This is a genomic window from Borborobacter xinjiangensis (assembly GCF_047739745.1).
Lineage (GTDB): Bacteria > Pseudomonadota > Alphaproteobacteria > Rhizobiales > Rhizobiaceae > Pseudaminobacter.
In genome coordinates this window covers 75,578-95,548 of record NZ_JBLLVA010000010.1, presented here as the reverse complement: position 1 = coordinate 95,548, position 19,971 = coordinate 75,578, and the positions used below count along the sequence as shown (strand labels likewise).

23 protein-coding genes are annotated in these 19,971 nt (G+C 63.0%); 19 read left to right on the top strand and 4 right to left on the bottom strand.

The window, feature by feature from the left end:
- The first annotated feature begins 52 nt into the window (after nt 1-52).
- From ACLKMW_RS12880 to ACLKMW_RS12805, 16 genes are all read left to right on the top strand, one after another.
- On the top strand, nt 53-724 hold the full coding sequence (locus ACLKMW_RS12880; protein ID WP_415724859.1) for a response regulator transcription factor: 672 nt from the start codon (nt 53-55) through the stop codon (nt 722-724).
- Between the two features lie 76 nt (nt 725-800).
- Complete coding sequence (locus ACLKMW_RS12875) at nt 801-2,117, top strand: flagellar hook protein FlgE (protein WP_415724858.1); 1,317 nt, start codon at nt 801-803, stop codon at nt 2,115-2,117.
- Between the two features lie 31 nt (nt 2,118-2,148).
- Nucleotides 2,149-3,615, top strand: a complete 1,467-nt coding sequence (flgK, locus tag ACLKMW_RS12870; protein ID WP_415724857.1) for a flagellar hook-associated protein FlgK — start codon at nt 2,149-2,151, stop codon at nt 3,613-3,615.
- Nucleotides 3,616-3,619: 4 nt separating this feature from the next.
- Nucleotides 3,620-4,672, top strand: coding sequence for a flagellar hook-associated family protein (locus ACLKMW_RS12865; RefSeq protein ID WP_415724856.1), 1,053 nt, complete (start codon nt 3,620-3,622; stop codon nt 4,670-4,672).
- 21 nt (nt 4,673-4,693) lie between these two features.
- Nucleotides 4,694-5,041, top strand: a complete 348-nt coding sequence (flaF, locus tag ACLKMW_RS12860) for a flagellar biosynthesis regulator FlaF (protein WP_415724855.1) — start codon at nt 4,694-4,696, stop codon at nt 5,039-5,041.
- Nucleotides 5,038-5,469 carry a flagellar biosynthesis repressor FlbT gene (flbT, locus tag ACLKMW_RS12855; RefSeq protein WP_415724854.1) on the top strand — a complete coding sequence of 144 codons (432 nt, stop codon included), beginning with the start codon at nt 5,038-5,040 and terminating at the stop codon, nt 5,467-5,469. The genes flaF and flbT overlap by 4 nt, the downstream gene beginning before the upstream one ends.
- 4 nt (nt 5,470-5,473) lie before the next feature.
- The gene (gene flgD / locus ACLKMW_RS12850; protein WP_415724853.1) at nt 5,474-5,884 is read left to right on the top strand and encodes a flagellar hook assembly protein FlgD; all 411 of its coding nucleotides are present in this window, start codon (nt 5,474-5,476) and stop codon (nt 5,882-5,884) included.
- Entirely contained in the window at nt 5,881-6,147 is a 267-nt protein-coding gene (gene fliQ / locus ACLKMW_RS12845; protein WP_415724852.1) for a flagellar biosynthesis protein FliQ, read from the top strand. The genes flgD and fliQ overlap by 4 nt, the downstream gene beginning before the upstream one ends.
- 138 nt (nt 6,148-6,285) lie before the next feature.
- Entirely contained in the window at nt 6,286-7,929 is a 1,644-nt protein-coding gene (locus ACLKMW_RS12840) for an MFS transporter (protein ID WP_415724851.1), read from the top strand.
- Between the two features lie 325 nt (nt 7,930-8,254).
- A complete protein-coding gene (gene flhA, locus ACLKMW_RS12835) occupies nt 8,255-10,342 on the top strand; it encodes a flagellar biosynthesis protein FlhA (RefSeq protein ID WP_415724850.1) in 2,088 nt (695 codons plus the stop codon).
- 65 nt (nt 10,343-10,407) lie between these two features.
- Nucleotides 10,408-11,091, top strand: coding sequence for a flagellar biosynthetic protein FliR (fliR, locus tag ACLKMW_RS12830; protein WP_415724935.1), 684 nt, complete (start codon nt 10,408-10,410; stop codon nt 11,089-11,091).
- A gap of 2 nt (nt 11,092-11,093) precedes the next feature.
- A complete protein-coding gene (locus ACLKMW_RS12825) occupies nt 11,094-11,483 on the top strand; it encodes a hypothetical protein (RefSeq protein WP_415724849.1) in 390 nt (129 codons plus the stop codon).
- 65 nt (nt 11,484-11,548) lie between these two features.
- Nucleotides 11,549-12,106 carry a rod-binding protein gene (locus ACLKMW_RS12820; RefSeq protein ID WP_415724848.1) on the top strand — a complete coding sequence of 186 codons (558 nt, stop codon included), beginning with the start codon at nt 11,549-11,551 and terminating at the stop codon, nt 12,104-12,106.
- Nucleotides 12,107-12,124: 18 nt separating this feature from the next.
- The gene (locus ACLKMW_RS12815) at nt 12,125-12,541 is read left to right on the top strand and encodes a hypothetical protein (RefSeq protein WP_415724847.1); all 417 of its coding nucleotides are present in this window, start codon (nt 12,125-12,127) and stop codon (nt 12,539-12,541) included.
- Nucleotides 12,538-13,056, top strand: a complete 519-nt coding sequence (locus ACLKMW_RS12810) for a hypothetical protein (protein WP_415724846.1) — start codon at nt 12,538-12,540, stop codon at nt 13,054-13,056. The genes ACLKMW_RS12815 and ACLKMW_RS12810 overlap by 4 nt, the downstream gene beginning before the upstream one ends.
- A gap of 240 nt (nt 13,057-13,296) precedes the next feature.
- Nucleotides 13,297-13,578 carry an SCP2 sterol-binding domain-containing protein gene (locus ACLKMW_RS12805; protein WP_415724845.1) on the top strand — a complete coding sequence of 94 codons (282 nt, stop codon included), beginning with the start codon at nt 13,297-13,299 and terminating at the stop codon, nt 13,576-13,578.
- Nucleotides 13,579-13,634: 56 nt separating this feature from the next.
- On the opposite strand, the gene ACLKMW_RS12800 is transcribed toward ACLKMW_RS12805, so the two are convergent.
- Both ACLKMW_RS12800 and odc2 read right to left on the bottom strand, forming a co-directional pair.
- On the bottom strand, nt 13,635-14,186 hold the full coding sequence (locus ACLKMW_RS12800) for a GNAT family N-acetyltransferase (protein ID WP_415724934.1): 552 nt from the start codon (nt 14,184-14,186) through the stop codon (nt 13,635-13,637).
- Between the two features lie 190 nt (nt 14,187-14,376).
- Complete coding sequence (gene odc2 / locus ACLKMW_RS12795; RefSeq protein ID WP_415724844.1) at nt 14,377-15,510, bottom strand: ornithine/lysine decarboxylase; 1,134 nt, start codon at nt 15,508-15,510, stop codon at nt 14,377-14,379.
- 585 nt (nt 15,511-16,095) lie between these two features.
- Between odc2 and ACLKMW_RS12790 the strand changes: the two genes are divergently transcribed.
- The 3 genes from ACLKMW_RS12790 (at nt 16,096) to ACLKMW_RS12780 (ending at nt 18,791) form a co-directional block, all read left to right on the top strand.
- Entirely contained in the window at nt 16,096-16,995 is a 900-nt protein-coding gene (locus ACLKMW_RS12790; RefSeq protein ID WP_415724843.1) for a LysR family transcriptional regulator, read from the top strand.
- A gap of 74 nt (nt 16,996-17,069) precedes the next feature.
- Nucleotides 17,070-17,735 carry a DUF1007 family protein gene (locus tag ACLKMW_RS12785; protein WP_415724842.1) on the top strand — a complete coding sequence of 222 codons (666 nt, stop codon included), beginning with the start codon at nt 17,070-17,072 and terminating at the stop codon, nt 17,733-17,735.
- Nucleotides 17,736-17,738: 3 nt separating this feature from the next.
- Nucleotides 17,739-18,791, top strand: coding sequence for a nickel/cobalt transporter (locus ACLKMW_RS12780; RefSeq protein WP_415724841.1), 1,053 nt, complete (start codon nt 17,739-17,741; stop codon nt 18,789-18,791).
- A 21-nt stretch (nt 18,792-18,812) separates the two neighbouring features.
- Here the strand turns inward: ACLKMW_RS12780 and ACLKMW_RS12775 are convergent, their stop codons facing one another.
- Together ACLKMW_RS12775 and ACLKMW_RS12770 are read right to left on the bottom strand one after the other, a co-directional pair.
- Nucleotides 18,813-19,016, bottom strand: a complete 204-nt coding sequence (locus ACLKMW_RS12775) for a hypothetical protein (RefSeq protein WP_415724840.1) — start codon at nt 19,014-19,016, stop codon at nt 18,813-18,815.
- The gene (locus tag ACLKMW_RS12770) at nt 19,016-19,963 is read right to left on the bottom strand and encodes a cation diffusion facilitator family transporter (protein WP_415724839.1); all 948 of its coding nucleotides are present in this window, start codon (nt 19,961-19,963) and stop codon (nt 19,016-19,018) included. The genes ACLKMW_RS12775 and ACLKMW_RS12770 overlap by 1 nt, the downstream gene beginning before the upstream one ends.
- Between the last annotated feature and the right edge of the window lie 8 nt (nt 19,964-19,971).

Sequence of the window (19,971 nt, the reverse complement as noted above, 5' to 3'; positions counted from 1 at the left end):
CAGCGTTTACGACTTGTCCGTCAGACATTTCAGCTGATTCGGAGCGGGGCCGATGATCGTGATCGTGGACGAGCGAAAACTCGTTAAAGACGGATTCCATTCACTTTTCGATCGGGAGGGCGTGGCAAGCGCCGGCTTCGGATCGAGCGATTTCGGCGAGTGGGTGGAAAGTGCGGCCGAGGCCGATCTCAAATCCGTCCAGGCGTTCCTGATCGGCGATTGCAGCGACGATTCAATCTCCCCCCGGCGGCTTCGCGACCGCACCGGCGCGCCGGTGATCGCGCTCAGCGACCAACATTCGCTCGAAAACACGCTGAAGCTGTTCGAGGCCGGCGTCGATGACGTTATCCGCAAACCGGTTCATATCCGCGAGATCCTGGCGCGCATCACCGCCATCCGCCGTCGCGCGCATGAAGAAACGAACTTCACCGAGATCGGACCGATGCGCATCTTCCTCGACGGGCGCGATCCCGAAATCGACGGCGAGCCGCTGCCGCTGCCGCGCCGCGAGCGCCGCATCCTCGAATATCTGGCGAGCAACAGTGGCCGCCGCGTCACCAAAACCCAGGTTTTCAACGCCATATACGGTATTTTCGACGAAGAGGTCGAAGAGAACGTGGTGGAAAGCCACATCAGCAAGCTGCGCAAGAAACTGCGCGAGCGGCTCGGCTTCGATCCGATCGATTCCAAGCGTTTCCTGGGCTACCGGCTCGTCATCCAATGAGCCTTGTCGCCGCCAGCCTCGCGCAAGCAAGCAAAGCTAGCCTGTCGAGCGGTCTGAAAACCCAGGAGACGCTTCGATGAGCTTGTACGGAATGATGCGAACCGGCGTGTCCGGCATGAATGCGCAGGCCAACCGCCTGTCCGCCGTCGCCGACAACATCGCCAATTCCAGCACCACCGGCTACAAGCGGTCGAGCACGGAATTTTCCTCGCTGATCATTCCCACCGCCGGCGGCAACTACACGTCGGGTGGCGTCACCACGACGGTGCGCACCTCGATCAGCCAGCAGGGCGACCTCAGATACACCACTTCCGGCAGCGATCTCGCGATCAATGGCAGCGGCTTCTTCGTGGTGAAGAACGCCAGCGGCTCGCCGGTTCTGACCCGCGCCGGCTCGTTTGTGCCCGACAGCCAGGGGCGTCTCATCAACGCCGCCGGCTACCAGCTCATGGGCTACAGCTACGCCAATGGCGTGCCAAGCGCTGCCGCAAACGGCTTCGGCGGCCTGGTGCCGGTCACCATCTCGCAGCAGGAACTGACCGCCGTTCCCTCCACATCCGGAGTGTTCACGGCCAACCTGCCGGAGGACGCCACAATCGTCGGCGCATCCGCGGTGCCGCCGACGCAGCCGGCGTCGAGCAACGCTGCCGGCGCCGTCTATTCGGCTAAATCGTCGCTGCTGACCTATGATTCGCTCGGCGGCGAAGTGCTGCTCGATGTCTATTATACCAAGACCGGCGACAACACCTGGGAAGTCGCGATCTACAATCAGGCCGATGCCGCGCCGGACGTCTCCTTTCCCTATGGCGGCGATGGGCGGATCGGGCTCCAGACCCTGACTTTCGACCCCACGAACGGCAAGCTTACCACCACGCCGCTCGACGTCACCGTGACCATTCCGGGCACGCCGGCCATCCCCGGACCTCCGCCGATTCCGGCCAAGCCCGACCAGGATATCGTCATCGATCTGTCCAAGATGACCCAGCTCGACACCAGCTACACGGTGATCGACGCCAAGGCCAACGGCAACGCGCCAAGCGGCATCGCCGGCGTCCAGATCAGCGAGGACGGCACCGTCTACGCCCAATACGAAAACGGCACCTTCAAGCCGATTTTCCGCATTCCCCTTGCCGACGTGCAAAGCCCCGACCAGTTGACGGTGCTGCCCGGCAACGTGTTCGTGCCGAACGGCGAGTCCGGCTCGGTGCAGATGGGTTTCGCCAATGAGGGCGGCAGGGGCAAAGTCGTCGCCGGCGCGCTTGAAAGCTCCAACGTCGATATCGCGCAGGAACTCACCGACATGATCGAATCGCAGCGCAGCTACACGGCGAACTCGAAAGTGTTCCAGACCGGAGCGGACCTGATGGACATTCTGGTGAACCTCAAGAGGTAACCCGCACGGGCGGGTTCAACGGAAATAAGGCATGTCGTTATCCACTGCACTGAACATCGCGCAATCCTCGCTGCTGAACACCAGCCGTCAGACCAGCGTTCTTTCGCGCAACGTCATGGATGCGGGTAACGCGGACTATTCGCGGCGCAGCGCCGTACTTTCCAGCCTGGCTCCGGGCGCGCGCGTCGTCGAGATACACCGCGCCACCAACGAGCAGCTCTTCCGTCAGAACCTCTCAGCCATTTCCTCCTGGAGCGGGCAAAGCACTCTCTATTCGGGCGCGGAGCGGCTCGGCTTTACGGTGAACGGCGTCGACGACGCCACCTCGCCGGCAAAAATGCTCGGCGCGTTGCAGGAAGCCCTGCAGACATATTCGGCTGCACCCTCGAACCGCCTGCTTGCCGACAACGTCGTCAACACGGCCCGACAGGTGGTGCGTACGCTGAATGACGGCACCGCGGCCATACAGAAATTCCGCGTCGAGACGGATCAGGAAATAGCCGCCGCCGTCAACGAATTGAATGGCTTGCTCAGCCAGTTCCACGACGCCAACAAGGCAGTCGTCAACGCCGAGCGGACCGGCCGCGACCCTTCCGACGCACTCGATCGGCGCGACGCGCTTTTGAAGAAGATTTCGGAATATGTTCCGGTTTCCACCTTCACGCGCGCCGACAACGACATGGTCGTCATGGCCGCCGACGGCACGACATTGTTCGAAACGGTGCCGCGCAGCATCAAGTTCGAACCGGCAGCGGGTTACGCGGCGGGTGCGGCCGGCAACAAGGTGCTGGTCGACGGTGTCCCGGTGACGATGGGCGCGGGCGGCAACACCGACGCCGCCGGCAAGATCGCCGGCCTGATCCAGTTGCGCGACGATGTCGCGCTGACCATGCAGAGCCAGATGGACGAGATCGCGCGCGGCCTGATCGCGGCCTTCGCCGAAACCGATCCGGCGGTACCCGGCACGCTGCCCGATGCGCCCGGCCTCTTTACCTGGCCCGGCGCCGGCAACCCGCCGCCGAACAACATGCCGGCTGCCGGCACGCTGATCAACGGGCTTGCCGGCACGATCAGCCTAAACGCTGCCTTTACCGCAAATCCGGCACTGCTACGCGACGGCGGCGCCAATGGCGCCGGCTATGTCGCCAATCCGGGCGGCGCTTCCTATGCCGATCTGCTGATCTCCTACAGCAACCGCTTCGATCAGCCGATGGACTTTGACGCCGCCGCCGGCATCGGCATCAGAACGAGCCTCAACGGCTATTCGGCCGATTCGGTAGGCTGGTTCCAGGGCTTGAGACAGGAGGCCTCCCGCGCCGCCGAATCGAAGGAGGCCATGGCCGTGCGCACCGCCGAGGCGCTGTCCAACGAAACCGGCGTCAATGTCGACATGGAAATGTCGCTGCTTCTCGACCTGGAGCACTCCTACCAGGCGTCGGCGCGGCTCATCTCGGCCGTCGACGAAATGATGGCCGCCCTGCTTGCGGCGGTAAGGTGACGCGATGAAGACTTCTTTCGTTTCCTCGTCGGCCATTTCGCAGGCGATGCGCTATTCCATGATGCGCAACCAGGCCGCACTGGTCACCGCGCAGAAGGAATCCAATACCGGCTTCGTAGCCGACAAGGGCTTGGCCCTCGGCACACGTACGACCCAGTCGATCTCCTTCATGCGCGAGCTCGACCGCATGAAGAACATTGTCGATACCAACGCACTCGCCGCGTCGCGCCTGTCGGTCACTCAATCGGCCATCGGCCAGGCAGCGGACGCCGCCCAGTCGCTGCTGTCGGCGCTGACGGTCCATACCGCCGGCCGCACGGACTTCACCATCACGAAGGATGCCGCCGAGAAGACCCTGGCGACGCTTACCGCGCTCCTCAACACCAATGTCGCCGGCGAATATATCTTCGCCGGCATCAACACCGACGCCAAGCCGATCGGCGATCTCAGCTTCACTGCTCCGGGTGCGGCGAAAACCGATTTCGATGCAGCGTTTCTCGCCCATTTCGGCGTGGCGCCGGACGACCCTGCCGCCGCATCGATAGATACGGCCGCAATGGAATCCTTCATGACCACCGTGGTCGAGCCGCAATTCGTCGATGCCGGCTGGCCGGCGCTCTGGTCGAGCGCGTCCGACCAGCGCATCGTCAGCCGCATCGCGCTCAATGAAACGGCGGAAACGTCCGTCAGCGCCAATGAAATCGGCTTCCGCAAGATTGCCGTGGCAGCGGCGACGCTGAATGCCCTTCTGTCGAGCAACATTGGCGACGAGGCCCGCGCGGCTCTCAGCGAGCGCGCCGCGGTGATGGTCGGCGAGGCGCTGGGCGACCTTGCCAATCTGGAGGCCCGCACCGGCATTGTCGAAACCCGCATCGCCGACGCCACCAAGCGCCTCGAGGGCCAGTCGGACCTGTTTCAGAAACACATCCTGAAAACCGAAGGCGTCGATCCTTACGAGGCGGCCACACGGGTGTCCGATCTTCTCGGCCATATCGAGACCTCCTACGCGCTGACGGCGCGCATTCAGCAGCTCAGCCTGCTCAGATTCATAAGCTGAACGGCATAGACGGGGCGCACGATGTATCAATTTTCCTATGCCGACGTTCAGACCGACTCGATCGCCGACGCCAAGGACCGCGAACGGCAGTTGCTTACCCGCTCGATCGAGATGCTGACGGCGGCCAGAGCCGCCGGCGCCAGGTCGACCGAGGCCATCGAGGCGCTGCATTTCACCAACCGCGTTTGGACGACCTTCATCGAGGACCTCGGCAGCACGGAAAACGCCCTGCCCAACGAGCTTCGCGCCAACCTGATCTCGATCGGCCTGTGGCTGCTCAGGGAAAGCGACGAGATACGCCAGGGAAGATCGGAGAATTTCGAAGGCCTGATCGAGATTTCGCAGATAATCCGCGACGGAATTCAATGAAGACGACGCTGAAGATCTCCCTGAAACCCAACGAAAAGATCTACATCAACGGCGCCGTCATCAAGGTCGACCGCAAGGTCACGCTCGAATTGCTCAACGATGTGCAGTTCCTGCTCGAAGGCCATGTGCTCCAGCCGGACGAAGCTTCGACCCCGCTGCGCCAGCTCTATTTCATGATCCAGATCATGCTCATGGAACCGGCGGGCGCGTCTCAGGCGCGCGAGATGTTTCGCCAGTCGCTGCCGCTTCTCCTGGCGAATTTCGCCGACGAACACATCCGCACGACGCTCAAGCAGGTCGACCGCATGGTCGGAGAAGGCCGCGTCTACGAGGCACTGAAGGCGGTGCGCTCGCTCTATCGCCTCGAAGAGCAGGCGCTTTCATTTGAACCCGCCGCCGCGCTACGTCCCATCGCTGTAGGAGAATAGACCGATGACCATGACCATTGGCTCCACCCCTGCGCCCAATGCCAATGTCTTGACCGACAAGCCGTCGAAGACGCAGGTCGACTACCAGTCCTTCCTGCGCCTGCTCGTTGCCGAGATGAAGAACCAGGACCCCACCAATCCGATGGATTCGACACAGTACGTCGCCCAGCTCGCTTCGTTCTCGCAGGTCGAACAGTCGGTGCAGATCAACACCAAGCTCGACCAGTTGCTCCAGGCCTCCAGCCTGTCGCAGGCCGGCGCGCTGATCGGGCGAACGGTCGCTTCCGCCGATGGCACGCTTTCCGGCAAAGTCGCGGAAGTCCGGATCATGTCGGACGGCATCGTCGCCGTTCTGGACAATGGCGAGAGCGTCGTCATGGGCCCGGGCGTGGTGATCAAGCCGGGCGAAGCGTGAACGAGGCCGATGCCCTCGATCTCGTCCAGTTCGCGATCTGGACGGTCCTGACCGCCTCCGGCCCGGTGGTGGCGGCGGCGATGCTGGTCGGCGTTGCCATCGCGCTTGTCCAGGCGCTGACGCAGATCCAGGAAATCACCCTCACCTTCGTGCCGAAGATCGTCGCCATCATGGTCGTGGTGGCCTTTACCGGGCCGTTCATCGGCGCCCAGATTTCAGCGTTCACCAATGTGATCTTCGAGCGCATCGAAGCCGGCTTCTGACGGGCGAACGCGCTTTCGACCGCCGTCTGGACCGCTCTGTGGCGGCGGCAGGCTGGTTCCCTCCGGACGTTTGCTGCTCTACTCTGGCCGTATGACAAGCTGCGAGTCGCATCATCTCGAGCCGACGGGCTCGCAACCATGAACCATGATATGGCCAACGATCGAAGCTCGCCGCTGGCCCCGTTCAGGAATAGCACTTTCCGCGCGGTATGGACGGCGAGCCTCGCATCGAATTTCGGCGGCCTGATCCAGACCGTCGGCGCCGCCTGGATGATGACCTCGATCGCCACCTCCTCGGATATGGTGGCGCTGGTGCAGGCATCCACCTCGCTGCCGATCATGCTATTTTCGCTGGCTTCCGGCGCCATCGCCGACAGTTTCGACCGCCGCCGCATCATGCTTGCCGCGCAGACCTTCCTGCTCATCGTTTCCGCGCTGCTAACGCTGTTTGCCTATCTCGGCTTCATCACGCCTTGGCTGCTTCTCACCTTCACCTTCCTCATCGGCTGCGGGACCGCGCTGAACAACCCGTCCTGGCAGGCTTCCGTCGGCGATATGGTGCCGCGTGCCGACATGCCGGCCGCCGTGGCGCTGAATTCGATGGGCTTCAACGCCACGCGCAGCGTCGGTCCGGCCATAGGCGGCGTCATCGTCGCGGCGGCCGGGGCAGCGGCGGCCTTTGCGGTCAATACGCTGAGCTATGTGCCGTTGATCTTCGTGCTTTTCAGGTGGAAGCCGAAGCTGCCGGAAAGCACCCTGCCGAGGGAAACGTTGGGAGCGGCGATGACCGCCGGCATTCGCTATGTCGCCATGTCGCCTGATATCGGCAAGGTGCTGCTGCGCAGTTTCTCTTTCGGCCTGACGGCAAGCGCCATATTGGCCTTGCTGCCGCTGATCGCGCGCGACCTCGTGCATGGCGGGCCGCTCACCTACGGCGTCATGCTCGGGGCGTTCGGCGTCGGCGCGGTCGGCGGCGCGCTCTCCAGCAGCCGCATCAGGCGCGTGCTTTCCGGCGAGACCATGGTGCGGGTCGCCTTCCTCGGCTTCGCCTTCTGCGCCGGCATTGCCGCCCTCAGTTCCAGCGCCTGGTTGAGCTCGATCGGGCTTTTGATCGGCGGCGCCTGCTGGGTGCTGGCGCTGTCGCATTTCAATGTCACCGTGCAGATGTCGACGCCGCGCTGGGTGGTCGGCCGGGCGCTTTCCATCTATCAGACCGCCACTTTCGGAGGCATCGCCCTTGGAAGCTGGCTCTGGGGCCTGACCGCCGAAACCTACGGAGCCGATGTCGCCCTGATTGCGGCAGCCGTCGCCATGCTCGGCGGCGCGGCAATCGGCCTGGTCATTTCGCTTCCGCCGCATCCCGAGCTCAACCTCGATCCGCTCAACCGCTGGACCGAGCCGCATCTGTCGCTCGATCTGAAGCCGCGCAGCGGCCCGATTTCGATCTCCATCGAATATGTCATCAAGGAAGACGACGTGCCCGCATTCATGGAAGCAATGGCCGAGCGCCGGCGCGTTCGTCGTCGCGATGGCGCGCGCAACTGGACGTTGGTGCGCGACCTCGGCGATCCTCAACTGTGGACCGAGAGCTACCAGACCCCGACCTGGCTCGAATATATCCGCCACAACAAACGCGCCACCCATGCCGATGCGATCGTCGGCGAACGCCTGAGGGCTCTTCACAGCGGCACGGAGCCGCCGCGCGTGCGGCGCATGATCGAGCGCCCGCCGACCCGCGCCGTCGCCATCGTGACGCCCAAAGGCCCAATCGACCTGCATTGATAGGGATGCAATCGCGGCGATTTGCCGTTGACCTCTTCACCTTTGAGCGCTTGAGGCGGCCGGTTCGGGTACGGCATGCATCCTCGGGTCAGGCCCGAGGATCCATGCCGTGACCGATGAAGGAGGCAAAGGCCGGTGCAGGATATTCGCCAGACGGCGCAAAACCAACACCGGCAATGAAGAGTCGTACTCTAGCCTCCTCTGCAGGCCAGGAGACCACGACCAGCAGACGAAAAGTTCGGCTCGCTCCCATGTTCGCGCAAGCTTGGGCATCTAGGGTGCAACCGCCCGAACCGCGCGTGTCGGGAACGAGCTTGGGGAAGAGATGGCGATCACCGAAACAATGGCCGCAGGCGGCGCATCCAAAAGCGGACGCGATGTGTTTTTCGCGCTCGGCATCGTCGTCATCCTGGCCGTGCTGTTCCTGCCGATCCCGGCATTCCTCATCGACATCGGGCTTGCCTTTTCGATCGCGCTATCGGTGCTGATCCTGATGGTGGCGCTGTGGATACAGAGGCCGCTCGATTTCTCCTCGTTCCCGACGATCCTGCTGATCGCGACGATGCTGCGCCTGTCGCTCAACATCGCCACCACGCGCATGATTCTTTCGGAGGGCAACGTTGGCACCCACGCTGCCGGCTATGTCATCAGCGGCTTTTCGCAACTCGTCATGAGCGGCGATTTCGTCATCGGCCTGATTGTTTTTCTGATCCTGGTCATCGTTAATTTCATCGTCATCACCAAGGGCGCCACCCGTATCGCGGAGGTCGGCGCGCGCTTCACGCTCGACGCCATTCCCGGCAAGCAGATGTCGATCGATGCCGATCTTTCGGCCGGCGTGATCGACGACAAGACCGCGCAGCTGAGGCGCCGCGAACTGGAGGAGGAAAGCTCCTTCTTCGGCTCGATGGACGGCGCGTCCAAATTCGTGCGCGGCGACGCCATTGCCGGCCTGATCATCACCGCGATCAACATCGTCGGCGGCATCGCGATCGGCTATTTCCGCCACGATATGGGCATGGGTGAAGCTTCCGACGTCTTCATAAAGCTGTCGGTTGGCGATGGCCTCGTCACCCAGATCCCGGCGCTGATCGTGTCGCTTGCGGCCGGCCTGCTGGTTTCCAAGGGCGGCACGCGAGGCTCGGCCAACCAGGCCGTGTTCGGGCAGCTCGGCGCCCATCCTCGCGCGCTCCATGTCGCCGCCGTGCTTCTGGTTGTCCTGGGCATGATGCCAGGGCTGCCGCTGTTCCCCTTCCTGGCGCTCGCCGGGGCGATGGCCGCCGTCGGCTACATCATCCCGCGCCGCCAGTTGCAGCGCGAGGCCGAGGCCAGGGAACTCGAGAAACAGGCCCAGACCAGCAAGGAGGAAGACGAGAAGAACTCGGTGAAGGCCTCGCTCAAGACGGCGGAGATCGAGCTCCTGATCGGCAAGCAGCTTTCGACGAAGCTTGTCGTGTCGCATCAGGAACTGGCCTTCCGCATGGGCAAGATGCGCAAGAAGTTCGCCACGCAATACGGCTTCGTCGTGCCGGAAGTGCGACTGACCGACGATCTGACAATTCCGAGCAAGAGCTACCAGATCAAGATCCACGGCACCGTGGTCGCCGAGTACCAGATGCGCGTCGGCGAAATCATGGTGCTGCTCGGCACGCGCGACATTCCCGACATTCCAGGCGAGGAAGTTCGCGAGCCCGCCTTCGGCATGCGCGCCTATTCGGTGCCGGAAATGTTTGCCGAAGACCTCAAGCGCCAGCAATACGCCTCGGCCGACAACATGTCGGTGCTGCTGACCCATCTCAGCGAAGTCATCCGCAACAACCTGCCGCAGCTCCTGTCCTACAAGGACATGAAGGCTCTGCTCGAACGGCAGGACCCCGAATATCGCAAGCTCGCGGATGAAATCTGCACCTCGCACATCTCCTACCCCGGCCTTCAGGCGGTGTTGAAGCTGCTGCTCGCCGAACGCGTTTCGATCCGCAACCTGCATCTGATCATCGAGGCGATCGCCGAGATCGCGCCACATGTGCGCCGCACCGAGCAGATCGTCGAACATGTGCGCATCCGCATGGCGCAGCAGATCTGCGGCGACCTTTCCGAGGGCGGCGTTCTCAAGGTGTTGAGGCTCGGCAACCGCTGGGATCTCGCCTTCCACCAAAGCCTTAAGCGCGACGCCAAGGGCGAAATTCGCGAATTCGACATCGACCCGCGCCAGCTCGAGGAATTCGGCGAGGAAGCCTCCAAAGCCATCCGCGGCCATCTGGAGGCGAGCGAGCGCTTCGTCATCGTCACCGCGCCGGATTCGCGCCCCTATGTGCGCATGATCATAGAACGGCTGTTTCCGACGCTGCCAGTGCTGAGCCATGTCGAAATTGCCAAGGGCGTGGAAATCCGGGTGCTCGGGACGATTTCGTGACGGTCCCGGCCGAAAGCATCGTGCTTGCGGCATTCATCGCGTTTTGCCGCATCGGTGGCTGTTTCATGGTGATGCCGGGGTTTTCCAGCGCGCGCGTGCCGATGCAGGTGCGGCTGTTCATCGCCGTTGCAGCGACCGGCGCGCTGCTCGTCCATCTGTGGGACCAGATCGTCCCCTTCGTCGACCGCCGTCCGCAGGTGCTGCTGCCGATGATCGCCTCGGAGCTGCTCATCGGCTCGCTGATCGGCCTTCTGGCGCGCATCTATGTGCTGGCGTTGGGCTTCATCGGCGCAGGCATGGCCATGCTGATGGGGTTTGGCGGCATGGCTGGAGCGGCAATCGCGGAAAACGAACCGGAGGCGGCGCTGACTGCGCTGATATCGTTTTCGGCGCTGCTCCTGCTGTTCGTGTTCGATTTCCACCACGACATCGTCAAGGCACTGGTTGCCTCCTACCAGGTGGCGCCGCTCAACGTGTTCTTCAACGCCCGCGCCGCCCTGGTGGATGTCGCCGATACTCTGGCGGAATCCTTCCTGATCATGCTGCGGCTCGGCAGTCCCTTCATCGCCTACGCCATTCTGGTCAATCTGACGATCGGCTTCGTCAACAAGCTGACGCCGCAAATCCCGGTCTACTTCATATCGCTGCCGTTCCTGATCGCCGGTGGCCTGATCCTGTTCTATTGGGCGGCCGGAACCTTCCTCAGACTGTTTGCGGACGGCTTCTTTGCCGCCACCATCGGGAGATAGATTTGACCTCGCGAAAGGAACGCCTGCAGAAGCTGGTCAAGGTACAAGGGCAGTTGAAGGCGCTGCATGAAACACGGCACGCCGCCTATCTGGTGACGGCGACGGCGGCCGGCAGGGAAGCAGCCGAACTTGCCGACCGGTTCGACGCCGAAGGGTCGCTTTCGGCAATGTTTCCGGAAATCTATCATGGCCGCATCGGCAAGGCGCTTGCCCGCAGGCAAGAGAATACCGCGCTGGCCAGGCTCGAAGCTGAGAAGCTCGCCGCCGCCACCGCCCGCACCAACATGGTCGAAAAAGCCTATCGCCAGGCGCGCCGCCGCGACGAGCGCGATAGTGCCGATCGCGAACGCCTGGACATCATCGAGCGCAACGCCGCGCAGGACGACCGGTAAGGTTGCCACAAGCTTGTTGGTCCAGGATGAACGCTATCGATAAGGTAGGATAGGGAACGGTTTCCTTGGCGATTTCTCTCCCCAGCGACATTGTCCTGGACGTCGCCCGTGCGGTCGAGCCGACCCGCATCGAGACGGCGCGGGCCGAGCTTGCCAGGCGCGGCGGCAGCGCCGGTGAGACTGGCGTCGCCGCTTTCTCGCTGGGCGAAATTGCCGGGCCGAAAGTGACCGCCAACGCCGGATCGGCCAAATCGCCGGAGGCGTTCAAGCGCTTCGAGGCCATGGTATTGCAGACCTTCATCCAGAACATGCTGCCGAAGGACGCCGAGAACGTCTACGGCAAGGGGTTGGCAGGCGACATGTGGAAATCGATGATGGCCGGGCGCATCGCCGATGTCATGGCAGAGCGCGGCGGCATCGGCATTGCCGACCGGGTGCTTGGCCCACACTACGCCGACGCAGGAGACAAGGCCGCGATCGACGCGGTGTCCGGCGGCCCCGGAATGGCGGAGGCGGACGAACAGGCCAGGCTGTCGCAGGCGCTGGTTCAGGAAATGCAGCGCAGGATCGCGCAGACCCTGTTCGAGGACAGGGCAGCCACGACTGCTACCCCAAAATCCTAAGGAATTCAGGAACGTTTGATGACCACCGACCGGACACCGACCAATAAGAACCTGCCGGGCCAGGGCAAACGTCCCGAAGCAGCGGCGCGGCTCGGCAATCTGCCTGGCATCATCGAGCGCATCTCGCAGACCGTTGATGAGGAGACCGCCGCCATTCGCGCCGGCGGCGACTTCGACCTCAAGACCTCCAACGCGCGCAAGAGCCGCTATCTCTACGAGCTTACCCGGGCGACCAAGGGAATAGAGGATGCCGAGCTGTTGTCCGAGCACCGCGCCGGCATCGAGCGCCTGCGCGAGAAGCTCGCCAGCAACGAAGCGGCGATCCGCGCCCATATGAGCGCTGTCGGCGAGATCGCCGCGCTGATGCAGGACGTGATCCAGCGCGCAGAGACGGACGGCACCTATACCGCCGGCGAGTTCGGGGGGAGGCCTTGATCAAGTTCATCGGCGCGGCCGCCTGGATCTGCGTCGTAACGCTGGCGGCGGTGTTCTATGCCTTTCAGTCATCGGCCGGCAAACCGGAAGCGGATGCCAAGCCGGCGCTGTTCGGCGGGTTGGACTATGTGCGCACCGATGTGATCTCGGTGCCCATCGTCAACCGCGCGACGGTCGACGGCTATTTCCTGACGCGGCTGGTCTATACGGTCGAGCCCGGACAAGCCGAAAAGCTGTCCGTGCCGGTCGAGTCGCTCATCACCGATCAGGTCTATACCTATCTCTACGCCAATCCGCAGATCAACTTCTCGAAGCGCGAGGAACTCGATCTGGACGTTTTCAGGAACGGCATTCGCGACAGTATCAACACGCGGGTCGGCGAGAAGCTCGTTCACGAGGTCATTATCGAGCAGATCGACTTCCTGAGCCGGGCCGAAACCCGCGACAACGCGGTGCGCTATCGAGAGGCCCAGCCGGTCGAGGAGGCCGTGCCCGAGCCGGAAACGTCTCACTGACCTTCGCGAAGGTGGCTACAGCACCGGACCGAAAAGTGGAAATCCGGTTTTCGGAAAATTCCGACGCTCCAACAAAGAGATCGATCGACAATATATGCGTCCGTCAGGTCGCACGTCGATCTAAGCAGATTGACGTTTACGTCAACAAGAGGCTATACGGATTTCGACAGTCCGTTATCCTGCCGGCCTTCCGCGACCGAGCGCGGTCGCGCCGCCATGTCCAAAAAAGGAACCATCGTCATGGGAATCGAAGCAATCGTCGACAAGATTCGGAACCGCGTGGAAAGCTCCGGTTTTGACAGGTCGGTCAAGTTCGACACCGGCGACGATGGCGTCATCGTCATTGACGGCGCCTCGATCTCGACCGCCGATGCACCAGCCGACTGCACCTTCAAGCTCTCGCTGGACGACCTCGACTCGCTGGTAAGCGGCGACCTCAGCCCGACGACAGCGTTCATGACCGGCAAGATCAAGGTCGAGGGTGACATGTCGGTTGCCATGGCGCTGAGCCAGATCATCTGACAACGAACTCCACCACTTGAAAAGCCCGGGCGAACAGATAGTTCGCCCGGGCTTTTTCATGCGGCAAGCGCCAGCCTTGCCGGCTTCTGCCTGCGACCGCAGGACCTGAGTATGCCCTGGGCGCCATCCAGCGCGCCATCAACAAGTTCGAGCGCCAGGAAGCGATGCCGCTCATAGGGGCCGGGCATGGCTAGCGCGCCGGTCTTCTCAGCCGAAAACCCGAAACGGGCGTAGTACGGCGCGTCGCCGACCAGCAGGATCGCGCCATGGCCAAGCCGGCGCGCTTCCGAAACCGCGTGGCGCATCAGCGCTGAGCCGACCCCGCCATTCTTCATCGCCGGATCGACAGCCAAGGGTCCCAGAAGCAGCGCCCGCGTGCCACCCTCGCCTACCCGCACGTCCCAAAGACGCACCGTACCGATGACGTGGCCATCGGCATCGCGTGCCACGAAGGCGAGGCCCTCCGATGGCCGCCGCCCGCGCCGCAGCTTCTCGGACGACTTCTTGCGGCGCTTCGGACCCATGGCTCGGTCGAGCAGTGCCTCGCGTGCCGCTATGTCGCTGCAGGCTTCGGCAGTGATGATGAAGGATGGCGCAGCACCGGGCATCTCTCCTTTAGACGAGGAGAGCAGCCAGTCTGCAGCTTTGCCTTTTTCAGCAGTTCCAAAGAGAGCTTTCATTTCCGCGATCCTTCACGAGCGGAGTTTTCCACAAGCGAGTCCGTCGCCGGCGCGAACGCCGGCGGCGGAGTGATCTGGCGACTCGATCGAAGCGTCGAACGGGTCCGGCGCCGAGCCGTCAGATCACGTAGGATCGGAGAGGCTCGAAGCCGTTGAAGGCGACCGCCGAATAGGTGGTCGTATAGGCGCCCGTGCCTTCGATCAGCACCTCGTCGCCGATGGTCAGCGACAGCGGCAGCGGGTACGGCGTCTTCTCGTACATCACGTCGGCCGAATCGCAGGTCGGGCCGGCGAGCACGCAGGGAGACGCCTCGTCGCCGTCGCGCGGCGTGACGATGGGATAGCGGATCGCCTCGTCCATGGTTTCGGCCAGACCGCCGAACTTGCCGATGTCGAGATAGACCCAACGCACATTGTCGTTGTCGGCCTTGCGCGAGATCAGCACCACTTCCGACTTGATGACGCCGGCATTGCCCACCATGCCGCGACCAGGCTCGATGATGGTACGCGGAATGTCGTTGCCGAAGTGCTTGCGCAGCGCTTCGAAGATGGCTTCGCCATAGGCGCAGGCCGCCGGCACGTCCTTCAGGTAGCGGGTCGGGAAGCCGCCGCCCATATTGACCATCTTCAGCACGATGCCTTCCTCCGCGAGTTGCGCAAACACCGACTTGGCATCGCCCAGCGCGCGGTCCCAGGCCGACAGATCGACCTGTTGCGAGCCGACATGGAACGACACGCCATAGGCATCGAGCCCGAGCGACTTCGCATGGCGAAGCACGTCGACCGCCATGGCCGGCACGCAGCCGAACTTGCGCGACAGCGGCCATTCCGCACCTTCGCCGTCCGTCAGCACGCGGCAGAAGACCTGCGAGCCCGGAGCTACACGCGCGATCTTCTCGACCTCCTCGACGCAGTCGACGGCAAACAGCCGGATGCCCAGATCATAGGCGCGCGCGATGTCGCGCTCCTTCTTGATGGTGTTGCCGAAGGAGATGCGATCCGCGGGCGCACCGGCATCCATCGCCATTTCGACTTCGGCCACCGAAGCGGTGTCGAAGGACGAGCCCAGCGAGGCGAGCAGACGCAGGATCTCGGGCGCGGGGTTGGCCTTCACCGCGTAGTAAATGCTGGAATCCGGCAGCGCCTTCTGAAAGGCGTTGAAATTTTCGCGCACGACGTCGAGATCGACGATCAGGCAGGGGCCTTCGGGACGTCGGGCGGCAAGGAAATCGATGATGCGCTGCGTGGCCATAGGTCTCTCCAAAGCGCGTTTCAGGCGCGCGCGATCAGGCTGCGGGACGGCCATATCGGCCGCTGAACCGCGGATGGACAAAGACGCGATCAGAGTTCCATGATGCCAGCCGGTGGAGACCCCGGAATCATGAACGCTTGACCGCGCCGCGGTGAACTGAAGCCTTGCCCGGCTCCGGTTCGCTTTGTCTGCCTTGGCTTGGATTGGGAGGCCCGTTCCGCACTGCCGGCAATGAGGGTGTGCCTCTTCAGTAACCCCGGTTTTTGGACAACCGGCAGAACACCAGAAAGGCCCGCACCGTCGTTGCTTCAGGCGTCCTCGATTTGGCGGTTGGCCGCCAGACCGACTGGAGGATCGGCTCCAGTTACCTTACCGATTGCCCTCACCATTCGAGGATCGGCGGACACCCACAGGCACGTGCGACTTTGGGCAAGCGGCATATAGGAGCGACGGTCGTCATAATCAACAAAAATCGGCGGCCGGCTTGTAAAATTTTCATTGCCCGAACAAAGCTATGCAAACGCTGGTGAATCATCGAACAATGGCCGTAAACAGGCTTGCTAAACATCGGAAGAAGGCAGCGCCATGGATACGCTGACACGCATGCGTGGCTTCATCGATGTGGTTGAAGCGGAAGGCTTTTCCGCCGCCGCCCGCAAGATCGGCCGCTCCAAGGCGCTGCTGTCGAAATATGTGCGCGAACTGGAGGACGAACTCGGCGCGCTTTTGCTCAACCGCACCACCCGACAGTTCTCGCTGACCGAAGCCGGCCACACCTATTACCGCCGCGCCACCGAGATCGTTCGGGAGATCGACAGCCTCGCCGACGACGTGCGCGAATCATCGACCGACGTCCGCGGCCGCATCAAGCTGTCGGCGCCACGGACCTTCGCCGACGCGCCGATCGGCCAGTCGCTGATCGACTTCGCCAAGGCGCATCCGGACATCGTCCTGGAAATCCATCTCGACGACCGCTTCGTCGATCTTGTGGAAGAAGGCTTCGACCTGGCGATCCGCATATCGCGCCTTGAGAACTCGTCGCTGATCGCGCGCCGGCTGGCGCCGTTTTCGGTACGCATCTGCGCTTCCCCCGAACTGATTGCCACCCACGGCACGCCGAGCCGGCCCCAGGACCTTGCCCGCCTCCCCTGCATCATCGACACCAATGGCCGCTGGCTTTCCAACTGGCCGTTCCTTGGCGACGACGGCGAAACGATCAGCGTTTCGGTTTCCGGGCCGTTGGAGGTGAACAGCCCGCTTGCAACGCGCGCCGCCGCGCTTGCCGGCCTCGGCTATGCGGTCCTGCCCGACTTCATTGCCGCGCCCGCCATTGAACGCGGCGAGCTGGTGCCGGTGCTCGACAACCGCATCGTGCCCGGCGGCGGCATATTCGCAGTCTATCCGCATCGCCGCTACCTGCCGGCCAAGGTGCGGGTATTCGTCGATTTTCTCGTGCAGTGGTTCAAGCAGCGCGAGCAGAGGTGATCCCTCGGTCCCATTTTCGCCGGGTTTCTGGTAAGGCTCGCCAACTTGAATCGAAGCAGGAATGCGGTCGGCATATGTCTGGAAAACTACACACAGCGATGCTGGCCGGTGCCACCGCCATGCTGCTTGCCTCCACCGCCCCGGCGTGGGTTCATCCGCATGTCTTTGCCGAGGCGCGGCTGGACGTGATGGTCAATGCAGACCAGACGGTGAAATCGCTGCGTCATCTTTGGCGTTTCGACGATCTGTTTTCGAGCACGGTTCTGATGGAGTTCGACAAGAACTCCGACCTGAAGCTCGACGATGCGGAACTGAAAGAGGTCTCCGACACCGTCCAGGCCTCGCTTGCCGAATTCGGCTATTTCCAGATCGTGACCCTTAACGGCAAGGACGTCGAGATGAAGCCGCCAGCGCAGCTGATGGCCAACTATGAAGACAACCAGCTCATCATCCTGTTTGAATCCGAGCCCAAGGCGCCGCTGAAGCTGGACGGCAAGATCGGCTTCGGCGTCTACGACCCGACCTTCTACACGGCGATCGATTTCGTCGAGGACGAGAACATGAGTGTCGCCGACCTGCCGTCGACCTGCACGCGAAGCGTCATTCGCCCCGATCCTGACGAAGCCCTTGCGCAAAATCAGTCGACGCTGACAGAGGCCTTCTTCAATGACCCCGCCGGCACCGATATGAGCAAGATTTTCGCGACCCGCCTCGAACTGAACTGCCCCGCCAAAGGATAGACCGTGAAGAAGAAGACGATCCGGTTGATTTTCGCCACATTGGCGGCGGCGTATGTGCTTACCCACTTCCTGCAGGTTGCGCACGCGCAAAGCTCGCTCGGCATCGGCACCAATGAAGCGATGGCGCCTTCCACCGGACTTTTCGCCGGCTGGATGAACTGGATCAACCTGCAGCAGCAGGCCTTCTACCGCTCGCTGACCGGCGCGCTGAAGACGATGCGCGACGAAGGCGGCCATCCCTGGCTGCTGGTCGGACTTTCCTTCGCCTATGGCGTCTTTCATGCCGCAGGACCGGGTCACGGCAAGGCCGTCATCTCCTCCTACATGCTGGCCAATGAGGTGACGCTGCGGCGCGGGGTTATGCTCTCCTTTGTCTCGGCGATGCTGCAGGCGCTGACGGCAATCGCCATGATGGGGTTGCTGTTCCTCGTGCTGCGCGGCAGTTCGATTTCGATGACCAACGCCACCTGGTTCATGGAGGTGGCAAGCTACGCTCTGATCACCGCGTTCGGTGCCTGGCTCCTGTGGCGCAAGGCTGCATCGCCGATGCTCGTTGCGTTCGGGCGCCAGCCGGTTCGCAGCCTCTCGGCAGCGCACACTCAGCCCCATTCACATGCGCATGACGATCATGCACATCATGGTCACGAGCATCACACACATGCTCACGCGCCGGGCGAGGTCTGCACGAGCTGCGGCCACGCCCACGCACCTGATCCGACGCTGATTTCCGGCGACCGCTTCAACTGGAAGACGGCCTGGGCAGCAGTCGGTGCGGTCGGCCTGCGGCCGTGTTCGGGCGCGCTGATCGTGCTCACCTTCGCTTTTTTGAACGGGCTTTGGGCAGGTGGCGTTCTCTCGGTCTTCGCCATGGCCTTGGGCACGGCGATCACCGTCTCGGTGCTTGCCACGCTTGCGGTCACCGCCAAGAACTGGGCAGTCGCCATGGCCGGAGACGGCCGCGCCGGCAACCGAATGCATTCAGCCATCGAGATCGCGGGTGCTGCCCTGGTGTTTCTGCTCGGCCTGGCGCTGCTTGGCGCGAGCCTCAACGCCTGAAGCCGAACCTCTGGACCAGCGTTACTTGTCGCCCCTGCGGGACTTTCCGCGAAGCCAGAACAGCACGAACAATGAAACGATGAACAGGATCGTGATCGCGCCGGCTGCCACGGTCGAAATCTTGCCGATCGCCAGCATGATGGTCGGAATGTAAAAGGCGACAATGCCGAAGATCAGCATGATCGTAGCCGCGGCGATCGCGCTGTTGCGGGTATTGGGGTCCATCAGCTTGCGGCCGTCCTGTGCTCGCGGTGGTCGTGATCGTGGTCCAGATCGGCGCAGTGCCCGAATTCCGGCTCGACCGTCGCATGCTCTATGCCGTGCTCCGAGGCAAGGCGACGCTTGATCGCACTCACCGCGGCATGAGCATCCGCCCCCTCGATGAGGCAGGCATGAAGAGTGGCCATATTGCGGGCGCCGTCCAGCGACCAGACGTGCATGTGGTGCACCTCGCGCACACCATCGATATGGGCTTCGATGTCCCTGGCGATCAGGTCGCGGTCCAGGCTGGAGGGCACCCCCTCAAGCAGGAGATGCCCCGCCTCCCTCACCAGCGACCATGCGCTCTTGAACAGAAGCAGCGCGACCAGCACCGAAAGCAGCGGATCTATCAGCACCCAGCCGGTGAGCAGAATGACAAGCGCAGCGACCAGTGCGGCAACCGATCCGAGCAGGTCGCCGATGACGTGCAGGATCGCGCCGCGCATGTTGAGATTGTCCCTGTCGCCGCCATGCAGCGCAAGGAAGGCTGCGACATTGACAAGGAGGCCGACGAGCGCCACCACCAGCATCGGGCCGCCGAGAACGGGGGACGGTTCGCTCAGCCGGTGCCAGGCTTCATAGACGATCCACAGACCGATGACGAACACCGCCAGGCCGTTCGTATAGGCAACCAGCGTCTTGACCCGGTCGAAGCCGTAGGTCATGCGCGCCGTCGCCGCGCGTCCGGCGAGATGGAAGGCGTACCAGGCAAGCGCCAGCGAGACCGAATCGGTCATCATGTGCCCGGCATCGGCAAGCAGCGCCAGCGAACCGGTGAGCACGCCGCCAATCGCCTCTGCAAACATGAAGCCGCCGGTAAGGCAGGCGGCGATCAGCACACGGCTCTTGTCGGTGTTGCCATGGACATGAGCGCCGCCGCCATGGCCATGATGATGGTGGTCGTGCGCCATCGGTCGCC

What these genes read in the sequence shown, in the direction of transcription:
- flaF (WP_415724855.1), top strand. Translation starts at nt 4,694, where the DNA reads ATGTATCAATTTTCCTATGCCGACGTTCAGACCGACTCGATCGCCGAC.
- flgD (WP_415724853.1), top strand. Translation starts at nt 5,474, where the DNA reads ATGACCATGACCATTGGCTCCACCCCTGCGCCCAATGCCAATGTCTTG.
- ACLKMW_RS12865 (WP_415724856.1), top strand. Translation starts at nt 3,620, where the DNA reads ATGAAGACTTCTTTCGTTTCCTCGTCGGCCATTTCGCAGGCGATGCGC.
- odc2 (WP_415724844.1), bottom strand. Translation starts at nt 15,510, where the DNA reads ATGGCCACGCAGCGCATCATCGATTTCCTTGCCGCCCGACGTCCCGAA.
- fliR (WP_415724935.1), top strand. Translation starts at nt 10,408, where the DNA reads ATGGTGATGCCGGGGTTTTCCAGCGCGCGCGTGCCGATGCAGGTGCGG.
- flhA (WP_415724850.1), top strand. Translation starts at nt 8,255, where the DNA reads ATGGCGATCACCGAAACAATGGCCGCAGGCGGCGCATCCAAAAGCGGA.
- ACLKMW_RS12815 (WP_415724847.1), top strand. Translation starts at nt 12,125, where the DNA reads ATGACCACCGACCGGACACCGACCAATAAGAACCTGCCGGGCCAGGGC.
- ACLKMW_RS12790 (WP_415724843.1), top strand. Translation starts at nt 16,096, where the DNA reads ATGGATACGCTGACACGCATGCGTGGCTTCATCGATGTGGTTGAAGCG.
- ACLKMW_RS12840 (WP_415724851.1), top strand. Translation starts at nt 6,286, where the DNA reads ATGAACCATGATATGGCCAACGATCGAAGCTCGCCGCTGGCCCCGTTC.
- ACLKMW_RS12880 (WP_415724859.1), top strand. Translation starts at nt 53, where the DNA reads ATGATCGTGATCGTGGACGAGCGAAAACTCGTTAAAGACGGATTCCAT.
- ACLKMW_RS12775 (WP_415724840.1), bottom strand. Translation starts at nt 19,016, where the DNA reads ATGGACCCCAATACCCGCAACAGCGCGATCGCCGCGGCTACGATCATG.
- ACLKMW_RS12805 (WP_415724845.1), top strand. Translation starts at nt 13,297, where the DNA reads ATGGGAATCGAAGCAATCGTCGACAAGATTCGGAACCGCGTGGAAAGC.
- flbT (WP_415724854.1), top strand. Translation starts at nt 5,038, where the DNA reads ATGAAGACGACGCTGAAGATCTCCCTGAAACCCAACGAAAAGATCTAC.
- ACLKMW_RS12785 (WP_415724842.1), top strand. Translation starts at nt 17,070, where the DNA reads ATGTCTGGAAAACTACACACAGCGATGCTGGCCGGTGCCACCGCCATG.
- ACLKMW_RS12800 (WP_415724934.1), bottom strand. Translation starts at nt 14,186, where the DNA reads ATGCCCGGTGCTGCGCCATCCTTCATCATCACTGCCGAAGCCTGCAGC.
- ACLKMW_RS12875 (WP_415724858.1), top strand. Translation starts at nt 801, where the DNA reads ATGAGCTTGTACGGAATGATGCGAACCGGCGTGTCCGGCATGAATGCG.
- flgK (WP_415724857.1), top strand. Translation starts at nt 2,149, where the DNA reads ATGTCGTTATCCACTGCACTGAACATCGCGCAATCCTCGCTGCTGAAC.
- ACLKMW_RS12770 (WP_415724839.1), bottom strand. Translation starts at nt 19,963, where the DNA reads ATGGCGCACGACCACCATCATCATGGCCATGGCGGCGGCGCTCATGTC.